The sequence below is a fragment of the Pseudomonas sp. GD04058 genome (assembly GCF_029836855.1).
Lineage (GTDB): Bacteria > Pseudomonadota > Gammaproteobacteria > Pseudomonadales > Pseudomonadaceae > Aquipseudomonas > Aquipseudomonas bharatica.
In genome coordinates this window covers 49,134-66,319 of record NZ_JAOECN010000004.1, presented here as the reverse complement: position 1 = coordinate 66,319, position 17,186 = coordinate 49,134, and the positions used below count along the sequence as shown (strand labels likewise).

Below are 17,186 nucleotides of genomic sequence, written 5' to 3'. Positions count from 1 at the left end.
CTCATTCGTCTTATAGGTTGGGAGCGTCATTTGAACGCAGGACAGACAGGCTCTGAAAAGGGAGTTTTTGCATGTACGACCAGCAACCGCAACCACCCCAGCCACTTCGCTTCAGACGCAGGACGAACGCCACGCTGCCGGCCAGGAACGAGGCAGCGGAAACCGAGGAACGTGCCGGCAACGAGCAGATCCGCGAGTTGCTGCGGGTATTCGGCCTGCGCACCAGCCTGATCCGCCTCAAGGTGATCGATGCCTTGCATACGGCAGATCGTGAAGGACGCGCGATTGGTGTGCGCGGCATCCACAGTCAATTGGAAAGGCTCGATATCCCGCTGTCGTTCCTGAGCGTTCGCGAGGTGCTCAAGCGCCTTTGCGTCGAAGGCGTGATCAGCATGGGCAGCGACAAATGCTACAGCCTCAACCCCCAGGCCCGCGCCGTTCTGGAGCAGGCCCCTTCGCGTTGAGCGACCGGCCGGCGTTGCGCCGGCCGCCCTGCTCTGCTCGGTCAGGGCTTGACCTTGCGCCGCAGGATGCCATTGATGACCACGAAAACCACGGCCAGGCCCATGGCGATGTACTGGAACATCTGCTCGGTGATCACCCCCTGCTTCTGCAGCCACGACAGGCCCAGCATGGCGGCCAGCAAGACCAGGGTCATCAGGATCGAGTATTTCAGGCGTTGCCCTTGAGTCATTGGAAAATCCTTGCAGCAGCGATGGTGAAGGCCGATGAACGGCCGGGCGCAATGATACATCGCAGCCTTGCTTCGGAGGATCTTTTCCCTGTTTTTTCCGCAGGCACCAGCTGAAACCATGCTCGGCTCCGGGCCCAGGCCCTTACCCGCGAGCCTTAATATCATGTCCTTGCGCACCCTTCTCGGCAGCCTGGTGCTGTCTACCTGCCTCGGCGCCCAGGCGCTGGAAACCGAAAACCGCAGCGAAACCGAGCTGATCGCCCTGGCCACCAGCCTGGCCCGGAACGCCGGCAGCAGCCAGTGGCAGTTGCTTTGGCAGCGCAGCCGCGAAGCCGGGCACCTGACGCCAGGCAAGGCGGCGCATTTCGTCGTATCCCAGCAACGCATCGATGAACTGACCCGGGCCACCCTGTCCCGTCCCGATTCTGCCAGTGCGCAAAACCTGACGCGCGTGCAATACCGGCGCGACTTCCAGCCGCTGGTGGTCGGCAAGCTAGGCGGCACAGATCTTAGCGCCCTATGCCTGACGGTCGACTGGCGCACCTTCCCCGAGGTCACTCGCGGTGACCCCGGGCCATGGATGGGCCAGGTCAGCCTGCTGGTCAGCCAACCTTGCCCTTGAGTCAGCCTTGAGCAACCACGCGCCCCTCGATCCGAGGGGCGCGCGAAGGGTCAAGGGCTGCCGGCTGATCAGCAGGTTTCTGCCTACTTGATGTAATCACGATACTTACAGTGCTTTGACTTCTTGGCTACCGCTCCTGACCTGCTTGCTACCTAGCGACCACTGCAAGGCTGGTCGAGAATCGATCCCACGCCACCTGGCCAGCCCAGTGCTCGCTACCCATCCTGCACAACGCTCAAGCCTCGCCTGGCCCAGACAGAGACCCTTTTGCTCACGCCAGAAAAACAAGGACGTCAACATGCAATCATGTGACCTGAAGCGAATCGATATCGAGCAGCTCCCTCAATCCCTGCAGATGCTCATCGAGTGCATCGGCATCGAACATGCCTACCGCCTGACCTATATCTACGGCGGTCGACCCAAGTACATACCCAAGCATCGCGAACGCACTTCGCTGGCCGAGATCCTCCCGGCCGACGCGCTGGAAGCCCTGATCAAGCGCTATGCCGGCATGGCCCTGGAAATTCCCAAGTGCGACCACTTCAACCGCCAGTTGCGCAACCAGCAGATCCAGGAGGAAAGCTCCAACGGCTTGTCACGCAGCGTACTGGCCAATAAATACGGCCTGAGCCTGCGCCAGATCGGCAACATCCGTCGCCAGGAAGCGCACTCACGCTAAGGAGCCCTTGCGGGGCACACCCTCGTGCCTCGCAGCCACCGCGCACTTTCGCGCAAGCAAGAGAAGGAATTCTTGAATGTCCATCGATAGCAGCCTTATCGGCTCGGTAATCAATGCACTGCCCCTGGACCGGATGATCTCCGGCCCCCTGCAAGCCATGATCCAGGCCCAGGTCACCGCCAGCAAAAGCTACGCGGACTTCCTCCTGGGCGTCTGTATCAAGGACGGCAAGGCGGTCTCGATCCAGTTCGACTATGACGAAGCCATTACCGATGAACAGGGTGTCTACAAAGGCACCATGTCGCGCAAGATGCAGATCCCGCTGCTGGCGGCGGTCGCTCATCCGAACATCGTGATCGAGGAAGGCACCATCGACTTCGAGCTGACCATCAGCCAGAGCGCCGAAGACACCAAGGAAACCGCCGGCTCTGCCGATTTCGGTGCATCCCTGGGCTGGGGCCCGTTCAAGCTCGAGGTCAAGGGCCAGGTCAGCCACAAGTCGGCGCAGACCCGCAAGACAGACACCCGTGCCCGCTATGCCATCAGCACCCGCATCGCCCGCCAGGATCCACCGGAAGCGCTGATGCGGGTGATCGACTTCCTCACTGACGCCGCGACCAAGCCCATCACCTTGCCCAATAGTGAAGCGACCAACCCGGACGCTCCACCGACCGATAACGCCGTCCCTGATCCGAAGACCCTGGCGAGCCCACCCGCCGCCGGCTGATCAATCGCTTTGCCTGAACACCGCCCCGCCTCGTGCGGGGCAACCCTTCACCCGGATAAGGAATGCCGCCCGTGGACCAGACGCCCCCGAAGGAACCCATCGCCACCAGTGACCTCTGCGATATCACCCGCGGCCTGCAGGAAGCCGCTTCCGCCACCACCGGGCTGATCGCCCAGCAGTACATCAGGCTGTTCGACCAGTTTTTCGATTACGACAGCCAGCAACTGGGCGCGCCGATGAAGGCGAAGATGGTCGAAGTGGCCATGGATGACCGGCACACCCTGAGGATCCCGCTAATCGCCCTGGTTGCACCACGCGGACTGGCGCTGGAGCGGATGCAGGTGGACCTGTCGGTGAAGATCCAGAATACCCGCCCTGCCCCTGGCCAGTGCAGCGACTCCGCGCACCAGCGTTTCTTCGTCAAGGTCGGCCAGCAGAACCGCCGCCAGGGCGAGTCGCGCGATCCGGACGAGGTACAGATCCGCATGCAGTTCCAGGCCTGCGAACCCCCCGAAGCCCTGAATCGGCTGATCGAGGAGTACACCAACCTGATCTCGCCGTTCCGCCAGCCCGCCCCTGCCGACGGCCCGCCAACCTCCAGCAATGAGTTCATAGACGCCGCCACCGTGCGCTGAACTAGAAATCCCGCTTGTAGAACAGGTCCAGGGAGCTGGCCACGCCACTGGCCGCTTCCAGGTACAGGCGCTTGCTCAGTAGATACCGCAGGGCAATGGTGTTGGCCGGCTCGAAAACACCAACGCCGTAGCGCAGGCTCAATTTATCGGTCAGGTTGCCGCTGGCCACCACGGCGGTGCTCTGCCCGCTGCCCTCGGTATCCAGCTGGAAGTCCTCGATGCCGAGGCTCGATGCCAGGCTGCCGGTGATCCCCGCACTTCCCGCTAGGCCAAGCCCCAACGCCGCTTGCGCCAGCATATTGTTGTCCTCGCCGGTGGTGCTTAGCGGACGCCCCAGCACCAGGTACGACAGCGCCTGCTCCTGGCTCATCGCCGGTTCCGAGAACACCGTGGTGGTGGGCTGCTCGGCGCTGCCGGTGAGGCGGATGCCGGCGATGATATCGTCGGTCTTGCGGATCGCTTCGATGTCCAGGTAGGGCTGGTCGATAGGGCCGGCGAACAGCAGCCGGGCACGGCGGATGGTCAGGCGCTGGCCGTAGGCACGATAGCGACCGTCGGCCAGGCTCAGTTCGCCACGGGTATCGAGGTTATCGCCGATATGCACCTGGCCAAGCAGGTTGGCGGTCAGGCCGAAGCCGCTGAAGGCCAGCTTGTCCTGGCCGACCTGCACGTCGATATCCATTGCCACCTGCATCGGCGCCTTGCCTTCCTCGGTCTGCTGGCCAACGATCACCGTGTCCTCCGACACCTTGACCGTCGAGGGCGGCAGCTCGCGTACGGTAATCGTGCCCTTGGGTACCAGCACCTTGCCGCTGACCGCCAAACGCTCGCCCTGCAGGCTGATCTTCAGGTCCGGCGCCACTTCCAGCGCTGCATAGGGCTCGATGCTGACCGGCAGGCGCTGGCCTTGCAGGGCCAGGTTGACCCTCAACGCCTGGCCCCAGCCGATCTCGCCGCCCAGGCGGCCCTGGCCCAGCTCGCCGCTTTTCCAGTCGCCATTCAATTGCACCTGCTCGCCGGCGATCTGCGCCCGTACGCTCAGGTCACGCAGGCTGAGCGGCAGCTCGGCCCCTGCCACTTCGCCTCCCGACAGCACCAGGTTGCCATTGACCAGCGGCGCCAGCAGCGTGCCGGAAATCCGCCCGCTGCCATTCAACTGCCCGGCCAGGCGCTCGACCATCGGCACGAAGGGCCGCGCCACCGCGAGGTCAAGGCCGCTGAGGTTGAAATCGCCGCTCAACGGTTTGTTGCGCGCCAGCGGATCGATGCGCGCATTCAGGCTCAGCTCGCCCAGGCGACCGCCACGGAAGTCCACCCGGGTATCGACCCGGCGCGGACCAAGGGTGCTGTCCAGGCGCAGGGCCTGGTAAGGGAAATCGACCCACTGGCCCTTCTCGCGGATGCGCAGGGTGCCACCGCTGGCATCCACCTGCACCGAACCTTTCGGGCCACTGGCCGGCAAGTCGAGATTGATATCGGCATTCAACCGGCCCTGCCAGGCGAAGTCCTTCGGCAGCCATTGCGCCAGGCTTTCCAGCGGGAATTCCTTGAGGTGATAGCGAATCCGCGGCTCCGGCGCCAGGCGCTGCGGATCGCCGCACAGGCTGGCCGGCTCGGAGCGCCAGCAGTGGGCACCGAAATCGATCTGCCCGTTAGCCAGGCGCTGCAAGGTGGCCGGCGCCTGCAGGCGCCAGTCCTGACCGCCGGCCTTGATTTCGCCGCTGGCCAGACGTCCGCGCCAGTCGCCTTTTTTCCGGTCCAGTTGCCCGTCCAGGGCAAGGTCGAGCTTGAGTTGCGGGCCATCGAGGGCAAGTTGCAACTGTTGCTGGCGGATATCGCCCTGGCCCTTGGCGGTCAGGGTGCCCAGTGCCGTTTCGCCGGCGCGGATGCCCCTGGCATCGAGGTTGACCAAGGCTTTCTGGGCGCCATCGAGACGGGCGTCGAGATCGAGGGATTGCAGACGGTTTTCTGCCTGGGCCAGTTGCGTGCCTTGCAGTTTCAACTGACCTTGCGGCGCCTTGAGGGTGCCGGAGACATCCAGCCGCCCCTTGACCTGCCCTTGCAGTTGCGGCCAGAGCTGGCCGAGGCGCGGCAGGTTCAGGTCGACCTGTCCGGCGAGGCGCTGTTGCAGGCTGCCGCTGCCATTGATCCGGTTGTCGCCCAGGCGCACCTGCAAGGTGCCCAGGGTCCACTCTTCGCCGGCGCCTTCGGCCTTGAGCTGCAGCAGCGCAGGCTGGCCGCGCAGGCGTCCCTTGAGGTCGAGGTCAGCGTTCAGCGAGAGTTTTTCGTTCTTCAGCTCGCCCTTGCTGCGCAGCGGGCCGGCGAGCGTGCCGGGCATCTCCTTGAGCCAATAGGCCGGGTCGAGGTTGGACAGATCCAATGCCGCGTCCCAGGCCACGCCATCCGCGAAGGCCACGCTGACACTGCCGGCGGCCTTGCCCTGCCCCGCATCCAGCACCAGTTGCGGCAGGCTGATGCGGCCAAGGTCGCCGTTGAACGGACTGCGCAGGGTGAAGGCACCTGCCGGCCCGTCGAGATCGCCACTGAAATCGCCTTCATAGCTGCCATCGCGGTACTGCACCTGGGCCTTCAGGCGATGCAGCACTACTTGCGGCGCCTCGTCCAGCGGATAAAGGCGCAGCCAGGGGAAATCCTGCCAGTCGAGGGTGGCCGTGGCAGCGAGGGCGTTTTCCCAATTGGCCGTGGCGGTCAGGGCCAGGCGTTGCTCGGCGCTGGCGGTCAGGTCCAGTCCGGCCACTTCGGCGCCCTTGGCATCGACCCGGCCACGCAGGGCCAGGTTGATCGGGCCGTCCCGAGCGGCGAGATTGCCAGCGCCAACCAACTGGTAGCCGGCCTTGAGATCACCATGGGCAGTCAGTTCGAGCTGCTGGAACAGCAAGGTGTCCGGCAGGCTGGCAACGGCCTTGAAGTCCCTGGCGCTGAGATGGACCTGGGCCGGCAGGTTTTCCGCCAGCGGTTGCAACTGGCCGCTCAGGCGGCCTTGCAGATAGCCACTGCTGTCGGCCTGCAGGTCGAGGCTCCTCTGCAGATCGCCTTTGACCTGCAACGCCAGTTGCCAGGCCTGGCCGTCCACCGCCGGCAACTGCAATTGCCCCTCGGCCTGCAACGGCCAGTCGCCGCTGGGTTGCAGCAGGCCTTGCAGGGTCAGGTGCAGGTCTTCGCGCTTGAGATCGAGGCTGTCGATCTTCAGGCCTTCGCGGGTCCAGTGGGCGGCGAGGGTCAGGCCACTGAGTTGCTCGGCGCCGTCCAGCCGCAACACGCCGACCTGGACTTCGCCCAGCTCGATGGCCAGCGGCAGATCGAGGTCCGGCAGTTTCAGCGGACCGCTGTCCGGATCGGTTTCGGTGGGCGCGAAGGCCAGCTCGATCTGCGCGGCGTGCAGCTTGTCCACGCACAGAGTCCGGCGCAGCAGGCAGCCGGGCGTCCATTCAAGCAGCGGCGCGGTCAGTTCGACGCGGTCCTCACCGGACTGCCAGACCAGCTTTTCCGCCTGCCACAAACCGGCCAGACGCCCCTGGAAACCGTCCACCTGCAAGCCGGGCACCAGGCCCAGGGCCCAACGGCTGCCCGCTTGCGTACCCAGCACCAGGCCCAAGGCCAGGGTTATCAGAACCAACACTGCGAACAGGCTGATCGCACTCCATTTCGCTACCCGTTTCACAGCTCTGGTCCCATCGAGAAGTGCAGTCGAATCCCGCCGCCGTCGTCCAGCGCCTTGGCCAGGTCCAGACGCAGCGGCCCCACCGGGGAAATCCAGCGCACGCCGAAGCCGACGCCGGTCTTGAGGCTGGGGAGTTCGAGATTGTTGAAGGAGTTGCCCTGGTCGACGAAGGTCGCCACCCGCCACTTATCGGCGATCTGGTACTGGTATTCGGCACTGGCCGCGACCATGTAGCGACCGCCGATGCGGTCGCCGTCGCTGTTGGTCGGCGACAGGGTCTGGTAATCGTAGCCGCGCACGCTCTGGTCGCCACCGGCGAAGAAGCGCAGGGATGGCGGTACGGATTTGTAACCGTTGGTGGCGCTGCCACCGAACTGGGCACGACCGAGGAAACGGTGCTTGTCTGCAAGGGTGGTCAGGCCCTTGACCAGCACCGTGCCGTTGAGCAGGTTGGTGTCGGACATCAGCCCTTCCTTGGCCACCCGCGCATCGAATTGCAGGCGGTAGCCGTTGTACGGATCGATACGGTTGTCGCTGCGCAGGTAGCTGTAGCTGACGCCAGGCATCAGCAGCGTACTCAGCCCGGAATCGTCACCCAGGCGGTATTCCTCGCGCTGCCACTTCAGCGACAGCACGCGCTGCCAGCCGCTGGGCAGCTTGCTGTGCCATTCCGGGCCGACGGTGAGCAATTTACTCAAGGTATCGGTGCCGGCGATCTCTTCATATTGATAGCCGCCGGCATAGCGCAGCTTGTCGGTCAGCGGCGGGTCGAGGGGCACGTCGTACCACAGGCCGATATTCTGCCGAGGTGCCGAAACCTCGCTTTCGATCCCGTAGCTGTGGCCTTGCGGGTTGACCCAGTGGCGAGTCCAGTTGGCCTTCACCCGCGGCCCGACGTCGGTCGAATAGCCAAGGCCGAGGCCCATGGTCCGCGGCTTGCGCGCCTGCACATCGACGGCCACCGGGATACTCTGGCCTTGCGCCGCCGTGGGCGCGGCATCGACCCGCACGCCTTCGAAATAACCACTGGATTGCAGGGCGTTGTTCAGTTCGGCGATCAGCTCGGAGTCGTAGGGCGTGCCTTCCTTGAACGGCACCATGCGTTGCAGAAGGTCTTCATCGAAGGGCGAGTCGCCTTCGAACGTCACCTTGCCCAGGCTATAGCGCGGGCCGCTATCGTAGACCAGGTCGATATCGGCGACCCCGGCGGCGGGGTCCACCGCCAGGCGATTGCTAGTGAAGTGGCCCTTGAAGAAGCCATAGCGCGAGGCCTGGTTCTGGATCAGGCGCTTGGCGTCCTCGTAGCTGCCATGATTGAGCACCGCGCCGCTGCGCAGCGCCTTGCTGTCGGGGATGCGAAAGGCCTTGAGCTGGCTGGCCGAGCCGTCGATGCGCACCTTGACGTTGCGCAGGTGAATGGGTTCGCCGGGTTCGATGGTCAGGCGCAGGCGTGGCCCCTTGTCCTCGTCGCGGGGCGGCAGCACCTCGCTATCGATCCGGGCCTGGTAGTAACCCAGGGCCTGGGCGGCCTTGCGCGCCTGCTCCTCGGCGCCACGACTGAAGCGCAGCAGCGCCTCTTCGTCACGCTCGCCGAGGCTTCCGATATAACCCTCGACATTGGCCTTGAGTGCGGTGTTGGCGGGCTTGATGCGAACGACCAGTTCGCTCTGTGCGGCGGCGGCGACACTGCTGGCCAGGCACAGGATCAAACCCAGGGAAAAGCGTCCTGAATACGTCATGGGCACGGATGCTACCAGAGGCGGCTGACGGCTTGCATGTCGAAAGCCGTCCGGATCAGGCCGGAGCCAGGGCGATCCTCTGCGGCGCGGGATGGAAAAACACATGCTCGCGAATCGGCCCGACGGCCACTTCACCGATTTCCAGGTAGCCCTGGCGGCGGTAGAAATCCAGGTAGTGCTCGTTGCCGGTGTCGAGTACCACGCCGCGGGAACTTTCGTCTGCGGCGCACCAATCGTGCACCGCCGCCAGCAATTGTTCGCCATAGTGCCGGCCCTGGAACTGCGGATGGATACCCAGCAGCGGCAGGATATGCACGGCATCGCCGGGCAGGCAGGCGAGCAAGGCCGCGCGATATTCGAGGTAGCGGCGGGTACAACGCACTCCGGCCGACAGCATCATGCGCAGGCGCCAGGCCCAGCTCTCGGTCACGCCGAGGCGACGGACCGGCGGGGAGATCAGGGCGATACCGATCAGGCGGTCTTCCACCAGCAGGCCGAGGGCGGGCAGGTCCTGCAGGAAATGCTGGCGCACCCGCTCACGAACCAGGGCGCGCACGCGTTGCTCGAAACCAGGGCGCTCGGCTTCGAACAGGTAGGCGTAGGTGGGTTCGTGGCGGTAGGCGTGGTAGAGCAGAGAACGCGCTTCACGGCTGTAACCGCCGTCGAGCAGACGCACTTCGGCCGGCGCGGGGGTCGATTGGGGCATGGTCGCGGATCTCCTGATGGCAGTTGGGCATTGCTCTTTGAGGGGTGGGCTGCGCCAACGTTCCTTCCTGATGGGGTTGGAGTATAGGAGGGAATCACAAGGTGCTCAGGGACGGAGTCGGGTGTGATAACGATGCTCTTCCAGTGCCCTCGAGGCTGGCCCCTGCCGCCCGACTCAGCTAGCATCCTGCCTTTTCCCCAGGATTGCCCTTCCATGAAGATCGTCTCGTTCAACATCAACGGCCTGCGCGCCCGGCCCCATCAGTTGGCGGCGTTGATCGACAAGCACCAGCCGGATGTGATCGGCCTGCAGGAAACCAAGGTCTCCGACGATCAGTTCCCGCTCGCCGAGGTGCAGGCCCTCGGTTACCACGTGCATTACCACGGCCAGAAAGGCCATTACGGCGTCGCCCTGCTGTCGCGCCAGGCGCCGCTGAGCCTGGTCAAGGGCTTCTCCACCGATGAAGAAGATGCCCAGCGCCGCTTCATCTGGGGCACCTTCGCCGATGACCAGGGCAACCCGGTGACCATCATGAACGGTTATTTCCCCCAGGGCGAAAGCCGCGACCACCCCACCAAGTTCCCGGCCAAGCAGCGTTTCTATGCCGACCTGCAGAACCTGCTGGAAAGCGAGTTCAAGAACGACCAGCCGCTGATCGTGATGGGCGACGTGAATATCTCCCCGGAGGACTGCGACATCGGCATCGGCCCGGACAACGCCAAGCGCTGGTTGAAGACCGGCAAATGCAGCTTCCTGCCGGAAGAACGCGAGTGGATGGCCAGGCTCAAGGGCTGGGGCCTGACCGACAGCTTCCGTCACCTGCACCCGGAGGTGGTCGATCAGTTCAGCTGGTTCGACTATCGCAGCCGGGGCTTCGAGGATGAACCGAAACGCGGGCTGCGCATCGACCTGATCCTCACCTCCGATGCGCTGTTGCCGCGGGTCAAGGCGGCGGGTGTGGACTATGAACTGCGCGGGATGGAAAAGCCGTCCGACCATGCGCCGATCTGGCTTGAATTGAGCTGACAACGCGAACCCTGTGGGAGCTGGCTTGCCAGCGATGAGGCCCGACCTGACACCCTCTTCGTCAGTGCCGGCCAAATCGCTGGCAAGCCAGCTCCCACAAGGTCCCACGCCACAGCCGTCATTTTTATTTCATCTTCCTGTCTTAATCTGCCGCCACCTTCGTCCCTTCGAGAGTGCCTTCCGGCAATGATCCGCGCCTGCGCCCTGCTCCTCGCCCTGCTCGCCCCCCTGGCGGTTGCCGATACCCTGCGCATCCAGGGTTCCAACACCATCGGCGCAGCCCTGGCCCCGGCACTGGTGCGCGGACTCCTGGAGAGCCGGGGCACCAGCGATATCCACACGGAGCCCGGCGCCCGGGCCAATGAAGTGCGCATCAGCGCCGGCGATATCCAGGTGGACATTGCCGCCCACGGCACCAGCACCGGTTTCGCCGCACTCAAGGCCGGCAGCGCCGACCTGGCGGCTGCCTCGCGCCCGATCAAGGACAGCGAGCAGGCCGAACTCCAGGCCCTGGGCAACCTGACCAGTGCCGAAGCAGAGCAGGTCATCGGCCTCGACGGCGTCGCGGTGCTGGTCCACCCTGACAACCCTCTGCCGCAACTGACCATCGAGCAACTGGCGAAGATCTTTTCCGGGCAGATCACCACCTGGGAAGCACTCGGCGTCGGCGGCGGACCGATCCGCCTGTATGCCCGTGACGACCGCTCCGGCACCTGGGAAACCTTCAAGAGCCTGGTACTCGATCCGCACCAGCAGGTCCTGGCCGAGAACACCCGGCGCTTCGAGTCCGGCGAAGAACTCAGCGAAGCCGTGCGCAACGACCGCCATGCCATCGGTTTCAGCAGCCTGAGCACGGTGCACGGCGCGCGGGTCCTGGCCGTCGCCGACGGTGCCTCGCGGGCGATGCTGCCGAGCCCGGAGCAGATCGCCAGCGAGGATTACCCGCTGACGCGTCGCCTGTACTTCTACCTGCCGCCGGCACAGCACAATCCCCTCGCCCGTGCCCTGCTGGCGTTCAGCCAAAGCCCGCAGGGCCAGGCCATCGTCGCCAGCAACGGTTTTATCGACCAGCGCGTGCGCACTATCGACGAACAGCCCCAGGCGGACATGCCGCCAAGCTACCGCCGTCTGTCTAGCGAAGCCAGGCGGCTGTCGGTCAACTTCCGCTTCCAGGAAGGCAGCGCGACGCTCGACAACAAGGCCCTGAGCGACATCCAGCGGCTGGCCGAGTACCTCAAGCAGAACCGCAAGCTGGACAACAAGGTGGTGCTGGTGGGCTTCGGCGATGCCAAGGATGACGCCCGTCGCGCCGACCTGCTGTCGCGTCTGCGCGCAATGGCGGTGCGCCGCGAACTGGTCAGGGCCGGCGTGACCCTGCGCGATGTCATCGGCCTCGGCGCCGAGCTGCCGGTGGCGGCCAATACCGACACCCAGGGCCGGATACGCAATCGACGTGTCGAAGCCTGGGTTTACTGAAGGAGGTTTCGCTCATCCTTGTAAGACCTTGTAACGCTCTCACCCGACCCCGCGCCTGTCGCCGACTAGGCTGAAACATGTGACGCCGGGCCCCTCTGACGGTCATTCGACCGCCATGTCGGAGTCACTTCCACGACATAGGGAGGGGCTCATGACAGCTCTGCATGATTTCATCAATGCCGAATTCCTCGGCACCAGCGGCCTGCTTTGGCTGGCCTTCGTCGTTATCGTCGTCGCCCTGCTGGTCCTCGACCTCGGGGTGCTGCACCGCGACCAACGCGAAATCGAGATGCGCGAGAGCCTGCTGCTCTACGCCGGCTACTTCAGTGTCGGGCTGATGTTCGGCGGCTGGATCTGGTACGAACTCGGCGCCCAGAGCGCCCTGGAGTTCTATACCGGGCTGCTGGTGGAACAGTCGCTGTCGATGGACAACGTCTTCGTCATGGCGATGATCTTCGGCTACTTCGGCATTCCCCGACGCTACCAGCACCGCGTGCTGTTCTGGGGGATCCTCGGGGTGGTGGTGCTGCGGGCGATCATGATCGGCGTCGGCAGCGCCCTGGTGAAGGAGTTCGACTGGATTCTCTACGTGTTCGGCGCCTTCCTGCTGATCACCGGGGTGAAGATGCTGTTCAGCCGCGAGGATTCGCATCCGGACCTGGCCAACAACCCGATGATCAGGTTCATCAAGAAACATGTGCGAGTTACCGACCGCCTGCATGACGCGCACTTCTTCGTGCGTCTGACGCCACCGGGCGGCTCGAAGGCGATTCTCTACGCCACGCCGCTGTTCCTGGCCCTGGTGCTGATCGAGCTGGCCGACCTGGTGTTCGCGGTGGACAGCGTGCCGGCGATCTTCTCCATCACCCAGGACCCGTTCATCGTCTACACCTCGAACATCTTCGCCATTCTGGGCCTGCGGGCCCTGTACTTTGCCCTGGCGGCGCTGATGCACAGGTTCGTCTACCTGAAGTACGCGCTGGCGCTGGTGCTGATCTTCATCGGCGGGAAGATCTTCCTGCATGGGTTCATCGGCAAGATCCCGGCGCTGGTGTCGCTGGGGGTGACCTTCGGCTTGCTGGCGGGCGGGGTGGTGTTGTCGCTGTTCAAGACAAGGGCTGAAAAATCACCACAAAAAGAAGGCTGACCGCTAACCTGTGGGAGCTGGCTTGCCAGCGATAGCTATGGTGAATCACTACAGCAATCGCTGGCAAGCCAGCTCCCACAGGGGTTAGCTGCCAACCTTAAGATTAGTGGCTGCTACGCAACATCTCCTTCGGCACATACTTGCCGATCTCGTACTTGCCGATCGCCGCACGGTGCACTTCATCCGGGCCGTCGGCCAGGCGCAGGGTGCGCTGCATCGCGTACATGTAGGCCAGCGGGAAGTCCCCGGAAACCCCGGCGCCACCATGGATCTGGATCGCCCGGTCGATCACCCTCAGCGCCACGTTCGGCGCCACCACCTTGATCTGCGCGATTTCGCTGCGGGCCACCTTGTTGCCTGCGGTGTCCATCATGTACGCCGCCTTCAGGGTCAGCAGGCGGGCCATGTCGATTTCCATGCGCGAGTCGGCGATCTTGTCGACGTTACCGCCCAGCCGCGCCAGCGGACGACCGAAGGCGGTACGCGCCACCGAGCGCTTGCACATCAGTTCAAGGGCCCGTTCGGCCATGCCGATGGAACGCATGCAGTGGTGGATACGGCCAGGACCGAGGCGTCCCTGGGCAATCTCGAAACCACGGCCCTCGCCGAGGATCACGTTCTCGTACGGTACCCGCACGTTCTCGAACAACACCTCGGCATGGCCATGGGGCGCGTCGTCATAACCGAATACCGGCAACGGGCGAACGATCTTCACCCCTGGCGCATCGGTGGGCACGAGGATCATCGAATGCTGCTGGTGGCGCGGGTTGTCCGGATTGCTCAGGCCCATGAAGATCATCACCTTGCAGCGCGGATCGCAGGCGCCGGAGGTCCACCATTTGCGCCCGTTGATCACCCACTCGTCGCCCTGGCGCTCGGCGCGGGCGGCCATGTTGGTCGCGTCGGACGAGGCTACGTCCGGTTCGGTCATGGCGAAGGCGGAACGGATCTCGCCACGCAGCAGCGGTTCCAGCCATTGGCGCTTCTGCTCCTCGCTGCCATAGCGCACCAGCACTTCCATATTGCCGGTATCCGGTGCCGAGCAGTTGAACGGCTCCGGCCCCAGCAGCGAACGGCCCATGATCTCGGCCAACGGCGCATATTCCAGGTTGGTCAGGCCGGCGCCCAGCTCCGACTCGGGCAGGAACAGGTTCCACAGGCCCTCGGCCTTGGCCTTGTTCTTCAGCTCTTCCATGATCGCCGTCGGCTGCCAGCGATCACCCTCGGCGACCTGGCGCTCGAACACCGCTTCGGCGGGATAGACATAGGCATCCATGAACGCCGTGACGCGCTCGCGCAGGGCCTGGACCTTGGGTGTGTAGGCGAAATCCATCAGCAGTACCTTCTTCGGGAAAGGGATCTGCAACGGATGCTAGAACACCGGTCAAAATCCACCTAGTCTATTTTCAGCGTGTATAAACATTCATAACCGATATATGATCGGCCGATAACACCAACAAGAGCAGTGCCCATGAACCTGAACAAGGTCGACCTGAATCTGTTCATCGTTTTCGATGCGATCTACACCGAAGCCAACCTGACCCGTGCCGGGCAGATCGTCGGCATTACCCAGCCGGCGGTGTCCAACGCCCTGGCCCGGCTGCGCGAAACCTTCAACGATCCGCTGTTCGTGCGTACTGCCCAGGGCATGGTGCCGACGCCGATGGCGCAGAACATCATCGGCCCGGTGCGCAACGCCCTGTCGCTGTTGCGCGTATCGGTGCAGGAAAGCCGGATCTTCAACCCGTTGCAGGCCAACAAGACGTTCCGCATCAGCATGACCGACCTCACCGAGGCGGTGGTCCTGCCGCCGCTATTCCAGCGCCTGCGCCGCCTGGCGCCGGCGGTGGTGATCGAAAGCTTCCTGTGCAAGCGCCGCGAGACCACCAAGGAGCTGGCCGCCGGGCGCCTGGACTTCGCCGTGGATGCGCCGCTCAACACCGACCCGCAGGTGCGCCACGTCAAGCTGATGCAGGACCAGTACGTCTGCGCCCTGCGCCAGGGGCATCCGATGGCGAAGGAGCGGATCAGCCTCGACGAGTACATGGGCATGACTCATATCCATATCTCCAGCCGCCGCAACGGTCTGGGTTACGTGGACCTGGCACTGGGCAAGATGGGCCTGCAACGGCGCATCGCCCTGCGCTCGCAGCATTACCTGATGGCCTCCCAGGTGCTGCAGCAGACCGATATGGTGATGACCGTGCCGGAGCGTTTCGCCCGGCGTCATCAACTGAACTACGTACGCTTGCCGGTGAACGATGTGCCGCCACTGGAAACCCATCTGTACTGGCATGAAAGCACCGACCAGGACCCGGCCAACCGCTGGATGCGCGAGCAGATGATCGAGTTGTGCCAGGCGGTGGTGGCGCAGGATGAGCGGGAGGCGAAGCAGTAGGCGGGAGCCGGTCTGCGGCAGGGAGTGCGTGGTTCCCTGCCCCGGACCGGCTTGTTGCTCAAGGTGTTCTCGAGGGCCCTATCGCTGGCAAGCCAGCTCCCACAGGGTCAGCGTAGTAAGCGGGCCCACCGTTTGACTCCAGCCCCCGGGGGGACTGGCTTGCCAGCGATAGGGCCCTCGGGAACAGAAGATCAGAAGGTCATTTCCTTCACATCGTCGGCCACGATCAGCTTGCCCGCGGTCTTCTCGATGATTTCCTCGACACTTACCCCAGGCGCCGTCTCCTTGAGGATGAAGGCGCCATTGTCGATTTCCAGGTAGGCCAGGTCGGTCAGCACCTTGCGGATGCAGCCGGCGCCGGTCAGCGGCAGGCTGCAGCGCGGCAGCAGCTTGGACTCGCCATCCTTGGATGCATGGGTCATGGTGACGATGATGTTCTCGGCACCGGCCACCAGGTCCATCGCCCCGCCCATGCCCTTGACCAGCTTGCCGGGGATCATCCAGGAGGCGATGTTGCCTTCCACGTCCACTTCGAAGGCGCCGAGCACGGTGAGATCGACATGCCCGCCGCGGATCATCGCGAAGGATTCGGCCGAGTTGAAGATCGACGCGCCACGGCGGGCGGTCACGGTCTGCTTGCCGGCGTTGATCATGTCGGCATCGAGCTGGCCTTCGCTGGGGAATTCGCCCATGCCCAGCAGGCCGTTTTCCGATTGCAGCATCACGTCCATATCGGCGGGGACGTAGTTGGCCACCAGTGTCGGAATGCCGATGCCGAGGTTGACGTAGTAGCCGTCCTTGAGTTCGCGGGCGACGCGCTGGGCCATTTGTTCGCGGGTAAGTGCCATGGTCAGGATCTCTTCGTTGTTCTGGGGACGGGTCAGGCTTTGACGGTGCGCTTTTCGATGCGCTTCTCGAAAGTGCCGACGATGACCCGGTCGACATAGATGCCCGGGGTGTGGATCTCGCTTGGCAGCAGCACGCCCGGTTCGACGATCTCCTCGACCTCGACCACGGTGATCCGGCCGGCGGTGGCGGCCAGCGGGTTGAAGTTCTGTGCGGTGTTGCGGTACACCACGTTGCCGTAGTGGTCGGCCTTCCAGCCCTTGACGATGGCGAAGTCGCCGGTGATGGCTTCTTCGAGGATGTAATGGCGCCCGTTGAACTGGCGCACTTCCTTGCCTTCGGCGACCGGGGTGCCGTAGCCGGTGGCGGTGTAGAAGGCCGGGATCCCGGCGCCACCGGCGCGCATCTTCTCGGCCAGTGTGCCTTGCGGGGTGAGTTCCACTTCCAGTTCGCCACTAAGCAACTGGCGTTCGAATTCAGCGTTCTCGCCTACATAGGAGGCGATCATCTTGCGGATCTGGCGGTCTTCCAGGAGCACGCCGAGGCCGAAGCCATCGACACCGCAGTTGTTGGAGACCACGGTCAGGCCGGTGACACCGCGGCGCTTGATCTCGGCAATGAGATTCTCGGGAATGCCGCAGAGGCCGAAACCGCCGGCCAGTACCGTCATGTCGTCGGTCAGGCCTTCGAGGGCCTGTTCATAGGTTGCTACGCGCTTGTCCAGTCCGGCCATGTGATCCGCCTTGTTGTCGTTGTAGGGCTGGACGGATCTTCCTCTCTGAGGACTGATTTGTTAATTTTGTTTTTCT

Annotated in this window: 16 protein-coding genes; 9 read left to right on the top strand and 7 right to left on the bottom strand. The window is 64.1% G+C overall.

What is annotated here, in order from left to right:
* Nucleotides 1-71 precede the first annotated feature (71 nt).
* Nucleotides 72-464, top strand: coding sequence for a fe2+ zn2+ uptake regulation protein (locus tag N7650_RS05155; protein WP_279897279.1), 393 nt, complete (start codon nucleotides 72-74; stop codon nucleotides 462-464).
* A 41-nt stretch (nucleotides 465-505) separates the two neighbouring features.
* On the opposite strand, the gene N7650_RS05150 is transcribed toward N7650_RS05155, so the two are convergent.
* Entirely contained in the window at nucleotides 506-694 is a 189-nt protein-coding gene (locus N7650_RS05150) for a hypothetical protein (protein WP_009401013.1), read from the bottom strand.
* 163 nt (nucleotides 695-857) lie between these two features.
* Here N7650_RS05150 and N7650_RS05145 point away from each other — a divergent pair, with 163 nt between their 5' ends.
* The 4 genes from N7650_RS05145 (at nucleotide 858) to N7650_RS05130 (ending at nucleotide 3,357) form a co-directional block, all read left to right on the top strand.
* Nucleotides 858-1,316: a hypothetical protein gene (locus N7650_RS05145; protein ID WP_279897278.1), complete on the top strand. Its 459-nt coding sequence runs from the start codon at nucleotides 858-860 to the stop codon at nucleotides 1,314-1,316.
* 298 nt (nucleotides 1,317-1,614) lie between these two features.
* Nucleotides 1,615-1,995, top strand: a complete 381-nt coding sequence (locus N7650_RS05140; RefSeq protein WP_009401015.1) for a Mor transcription activator family protein — start codon at nucleotides 1,615-1,617, stop codon at nucleotides 1,993-1,995.
* Nucleotides 1,996-2,071: 76 nt separating this feature from the next.
* Nucleotides 2,072-2,722: a DUF2589 domain-containing protein gene (locus N7650_RS05135; protein WP_279897277.1), complete on the top strand. Its 651-nt coding sequence runs from the start codon at nucleotides 2,072-2,074 to the stop codon at nucleotides 2,720-2,722.
* Nucleotides 2,723-2,820: 98 nt separating this feature from the next.
* Complete coding sequence (locus N7650_RS05130; RefSeq protein WP_240500638.1) at nucleotides 2,821-3,357, top strand: DUF2589 domain-containing protein; 537 nt, start codon at nucleotides 2,821-2,823, stop codon at nucleotides 3,355-3,357.
* A 1-nt stretch (nucleotide 3,358) separates the two neighbouring features.
* Here the strand turns inward: N7650_RS05130 and N7650_RS05125 are convergent, their stop codons facing one another.
* Genes N7650_RS05125 through N7650_RS05115 form a run of 3 tightly spaced genes read right to left on the bottom strand, consistent with a single transcriptional unit; the run spans nucleotide 3,359 to nucleotide 9,484 of the window.
* Nucleotides 3,359-7,039: a translocation/assembly module TamB gene (locus tag N7650_RS05125; protein ID WP_279897276.1), complete on the bottom strand. Its 3,681-nt coding sequence runs from the start codon at nucleotides 7,037-7,039 to the stop codon at nucleotides 3,359-3,361.
* Entirely contained in the window at nucleotides 7,036-8,778 is a 1,743-nt protein-coding gene (locus N7650_RS05120) for an autotransporter assembly complex protein TamA (protein ID WP_279897275.1), read from the bottom strand. Before N7650_RS05120 ends, N7650_RS05125 begins: the two co-directional genes overlap by 4 nt.
* Nucleotides 8,779-8,833: 55 nt before the next feature.
* On the bottom strand, nucleotides 8,834-9,484 hold the full coding sequence (locus N7650_RS05115; protein ID WP_279897274.1) for a GNAT family N-acetyltransferase: 651 nt from the start codon (nucleotides 9,482-9,484) through the stop codon (nucleotides 8,834-8,836).
* Nucleotides 9,485-9,697: 213 nt separating this feature from the next.
* Here N7650_RS05115 and xthA point away from each other — a divergent pair, with 213 nt between their 5' ends.
* The 3 genes from xthA to N7650_RS05100 all read left to right on the top strand — a co-directional run bounded on the left by xthA (nucleotide 9,698) and on the right by N7650_RS05100 (nucleotide 13,133).
* Complete coding sequence (xthA, locus tag N7650_RS05110; RefSeq protein WP_009401023.1) at nucleotides 9,698-10,510, top strand: exodeoxyribonuclease III; 813 nt, start codon at nucleotides 9,698-9,700, stop codon at nucleotides 10,508-10,510.
* 186 nt (nucleotides 10,511-10,696) lie between these two features.
* On the top strand, nucleotides 10,697-11,986 hold the full coding sequence (locus N7650_RS05105; protein WP_279897273.1) for a phosphate ABC transporter substrate-binding/OmpA family protein: 1,290 nt from the start codon (nucleotides 10,697-10,699) through the stop codon (nucleotides 11,984-11,986).
* A gap of 151 nt (nucleotides 11,987-12,137) precedes the next feature.
* Complete coding sequence (locus N7650_RS05100; RefSeq protein ID WP_279897272.1) at nucleotides 12,138-13,133, top strand: TerC family protein; 996 nt, start codon at nucleotides 12,138-12,140, stop codon at nucleotides 13,131-13,133.
* Between the two features lie 103 nt (nucleotides 13,134-13,236).
* On the opposite strand, the gene N7650_RS05095 is transcribed toward N7650_RS05100, so the two are convergent.
* The gene (locus tag N7650_RS05095; RefSeq protein ID WP_009401026.1) at nucleotides 13,237-14,466 is read right to left on the bottom strand and encodes an acyl-CoA dehydrogenase; all 1,230 of its coding nucleotides are present in this window, start codon (nucleotides 14,464-14,466) and stop codon (nucleotides 13,237-13,239) included.
* A gap of 138 nt (nucleotides 14,467-14,604) precedes the next feature.
* On the opposite strand from N7650_RS05095, the gene N7650_RS05090 reads away from it, so the two are divergent.
* Nucleotides 14,605-15,531, top strand: a complete 927-nt coding sequence (locus N7650_RS05090; protein ID WP_009401027.1) for a LysR family transcriptional regulator — start codon at nucleotides 14,605-14,607, stop codon at nucleotides 15,529-15,531.
* 191 nt (nucleotides 15,532-15,722) lie between these two features.
* Here the strand turns inward: N7650_RS05090 and N7650_RS05085 are convergent, their stop codons facing one another.
* Both N7650_RS05085 and N7650_RS05080 read right to left on the bottom strand, forming a co-directional pair.
* The gene (locus N7650_RS05085; protein ID WP_279897271.1) at nucleotides 15,723-16,379 is read right to left on the bottom strand and encodes a CoA transferase subunit B; all 657 of its coding nucleotides are present in this window, start codon (nucleotides 16,377-16,379) and stop codon (nucleotides 15,723-15,725) included.
* 32 nt (nucleotides 16,380-16,411) lie between these two features.
* On the bottom strand, nucleotides 16,412-17,110 hold the full coding sequence (locus N7650_RS05080) for a CoA transferase subunit A (RefSeq protein ID WP_009401029.1): 699 nt from the start codon (nucleotides 17,108-17,110) through the stop codon (nucleotides 16,412-16,414).
* Nucleotides 17,111-17,186: the final 76 nt, after the last annotated feature.

Coding starts and splice junctions, on each gene's coding strand:
- N7650_RS05155 (WP_279897279.1), top strand. CDS start 72: ATGTACGACCAGCAACCGCAACCACCCCAGCCACTTCGCTTCAGACGC.
- N7650_RS05150 (WP_009401013.1), bottom strand. CDS start 694: ATGACTCAAGGGCAACGCCTGAAATACTCGATCCTGATGACCCTGGTC.
- N7650_RS05145 (WP_279897278.1), top strand. CDS start 858: ATGTCCTTGCGCACCCTTCTCGGCAGCCTGGTGCTGTCTACCTGCCTC.
- N7650_RS05140 (WP_009401015.1), top strand. CDS start 1,615: ATGCAATCATGTGACCTGAAGCGAATCGATATCGAGCAGCTCCCTCAA.
- N7650_RS05135 (WP_279897277.1), top strand. CDS start 2,072: ATGTCCATCGATAGCAGCCTTATCGGCTCGGTAATCAATGCACTGCCC.
- N7650_RS05120 (WP_279897275.1), bottom strand. CDS start 8,778: ATGACGTATTCAGGACGCTTTTCCCTGGGTTTGATCCTGTGCCTGGCC.
- N7650_RS05115 (WP_279897274.1), bottom strand. CDS start 9,484: ATGCCCCAATCGACCCCCGCGCCGGCCGAAGTGCGTCTGCTCGACGGC.
- xthA (WP_009401023.1), top strand. CDS start 9,698: ATGAAGATCGTCTCGTTCAACATCAACGGCCTGCGCGCCCGGCCCCAT.
- N7650_RS05105 (WP_279897273.1), top strand. CDS start 10,697: ATGATCCGCGCCTGCGCCCTGCTCCTCGCCCTGCTCGCCCCCCTGGCG.
- N7650_RS05100 (WP_279897272.1), top strand. CDS start 12,138: ATGACAGCTCTGCATGATTTCATCAATGCCGAATTCCTCGGCACCAGC.
- N7650_RS05095 (WP_009401026.1), bottom strand. CDS start 14,466: ATGGATTTCGCCTACACACCCAAGGTCCAGGCCCTGCGCGAGCGCGTC.
- N7650_RS05090 (WP_009401027.1), top strand. CDS start 14,605: ATGAACCTGAACAAGGTCGACCTGAATCTGTTCATCGTTTTCGATGCG.
- N7650_RS05085 (WP_279897271.1), bottom strand. CDS start 16,379: ATGGCACTTACCCGCGAACAAATGGCCCAGCGCGTCGCCCGCGAACTC.
- N7650_RS05080 (WP_009401029.1), bottom strand. CDS start 17,110: ATGGCCGGACTGGACAAGCGCGTAGCAACCTATGAACAGGCCCTCGAA.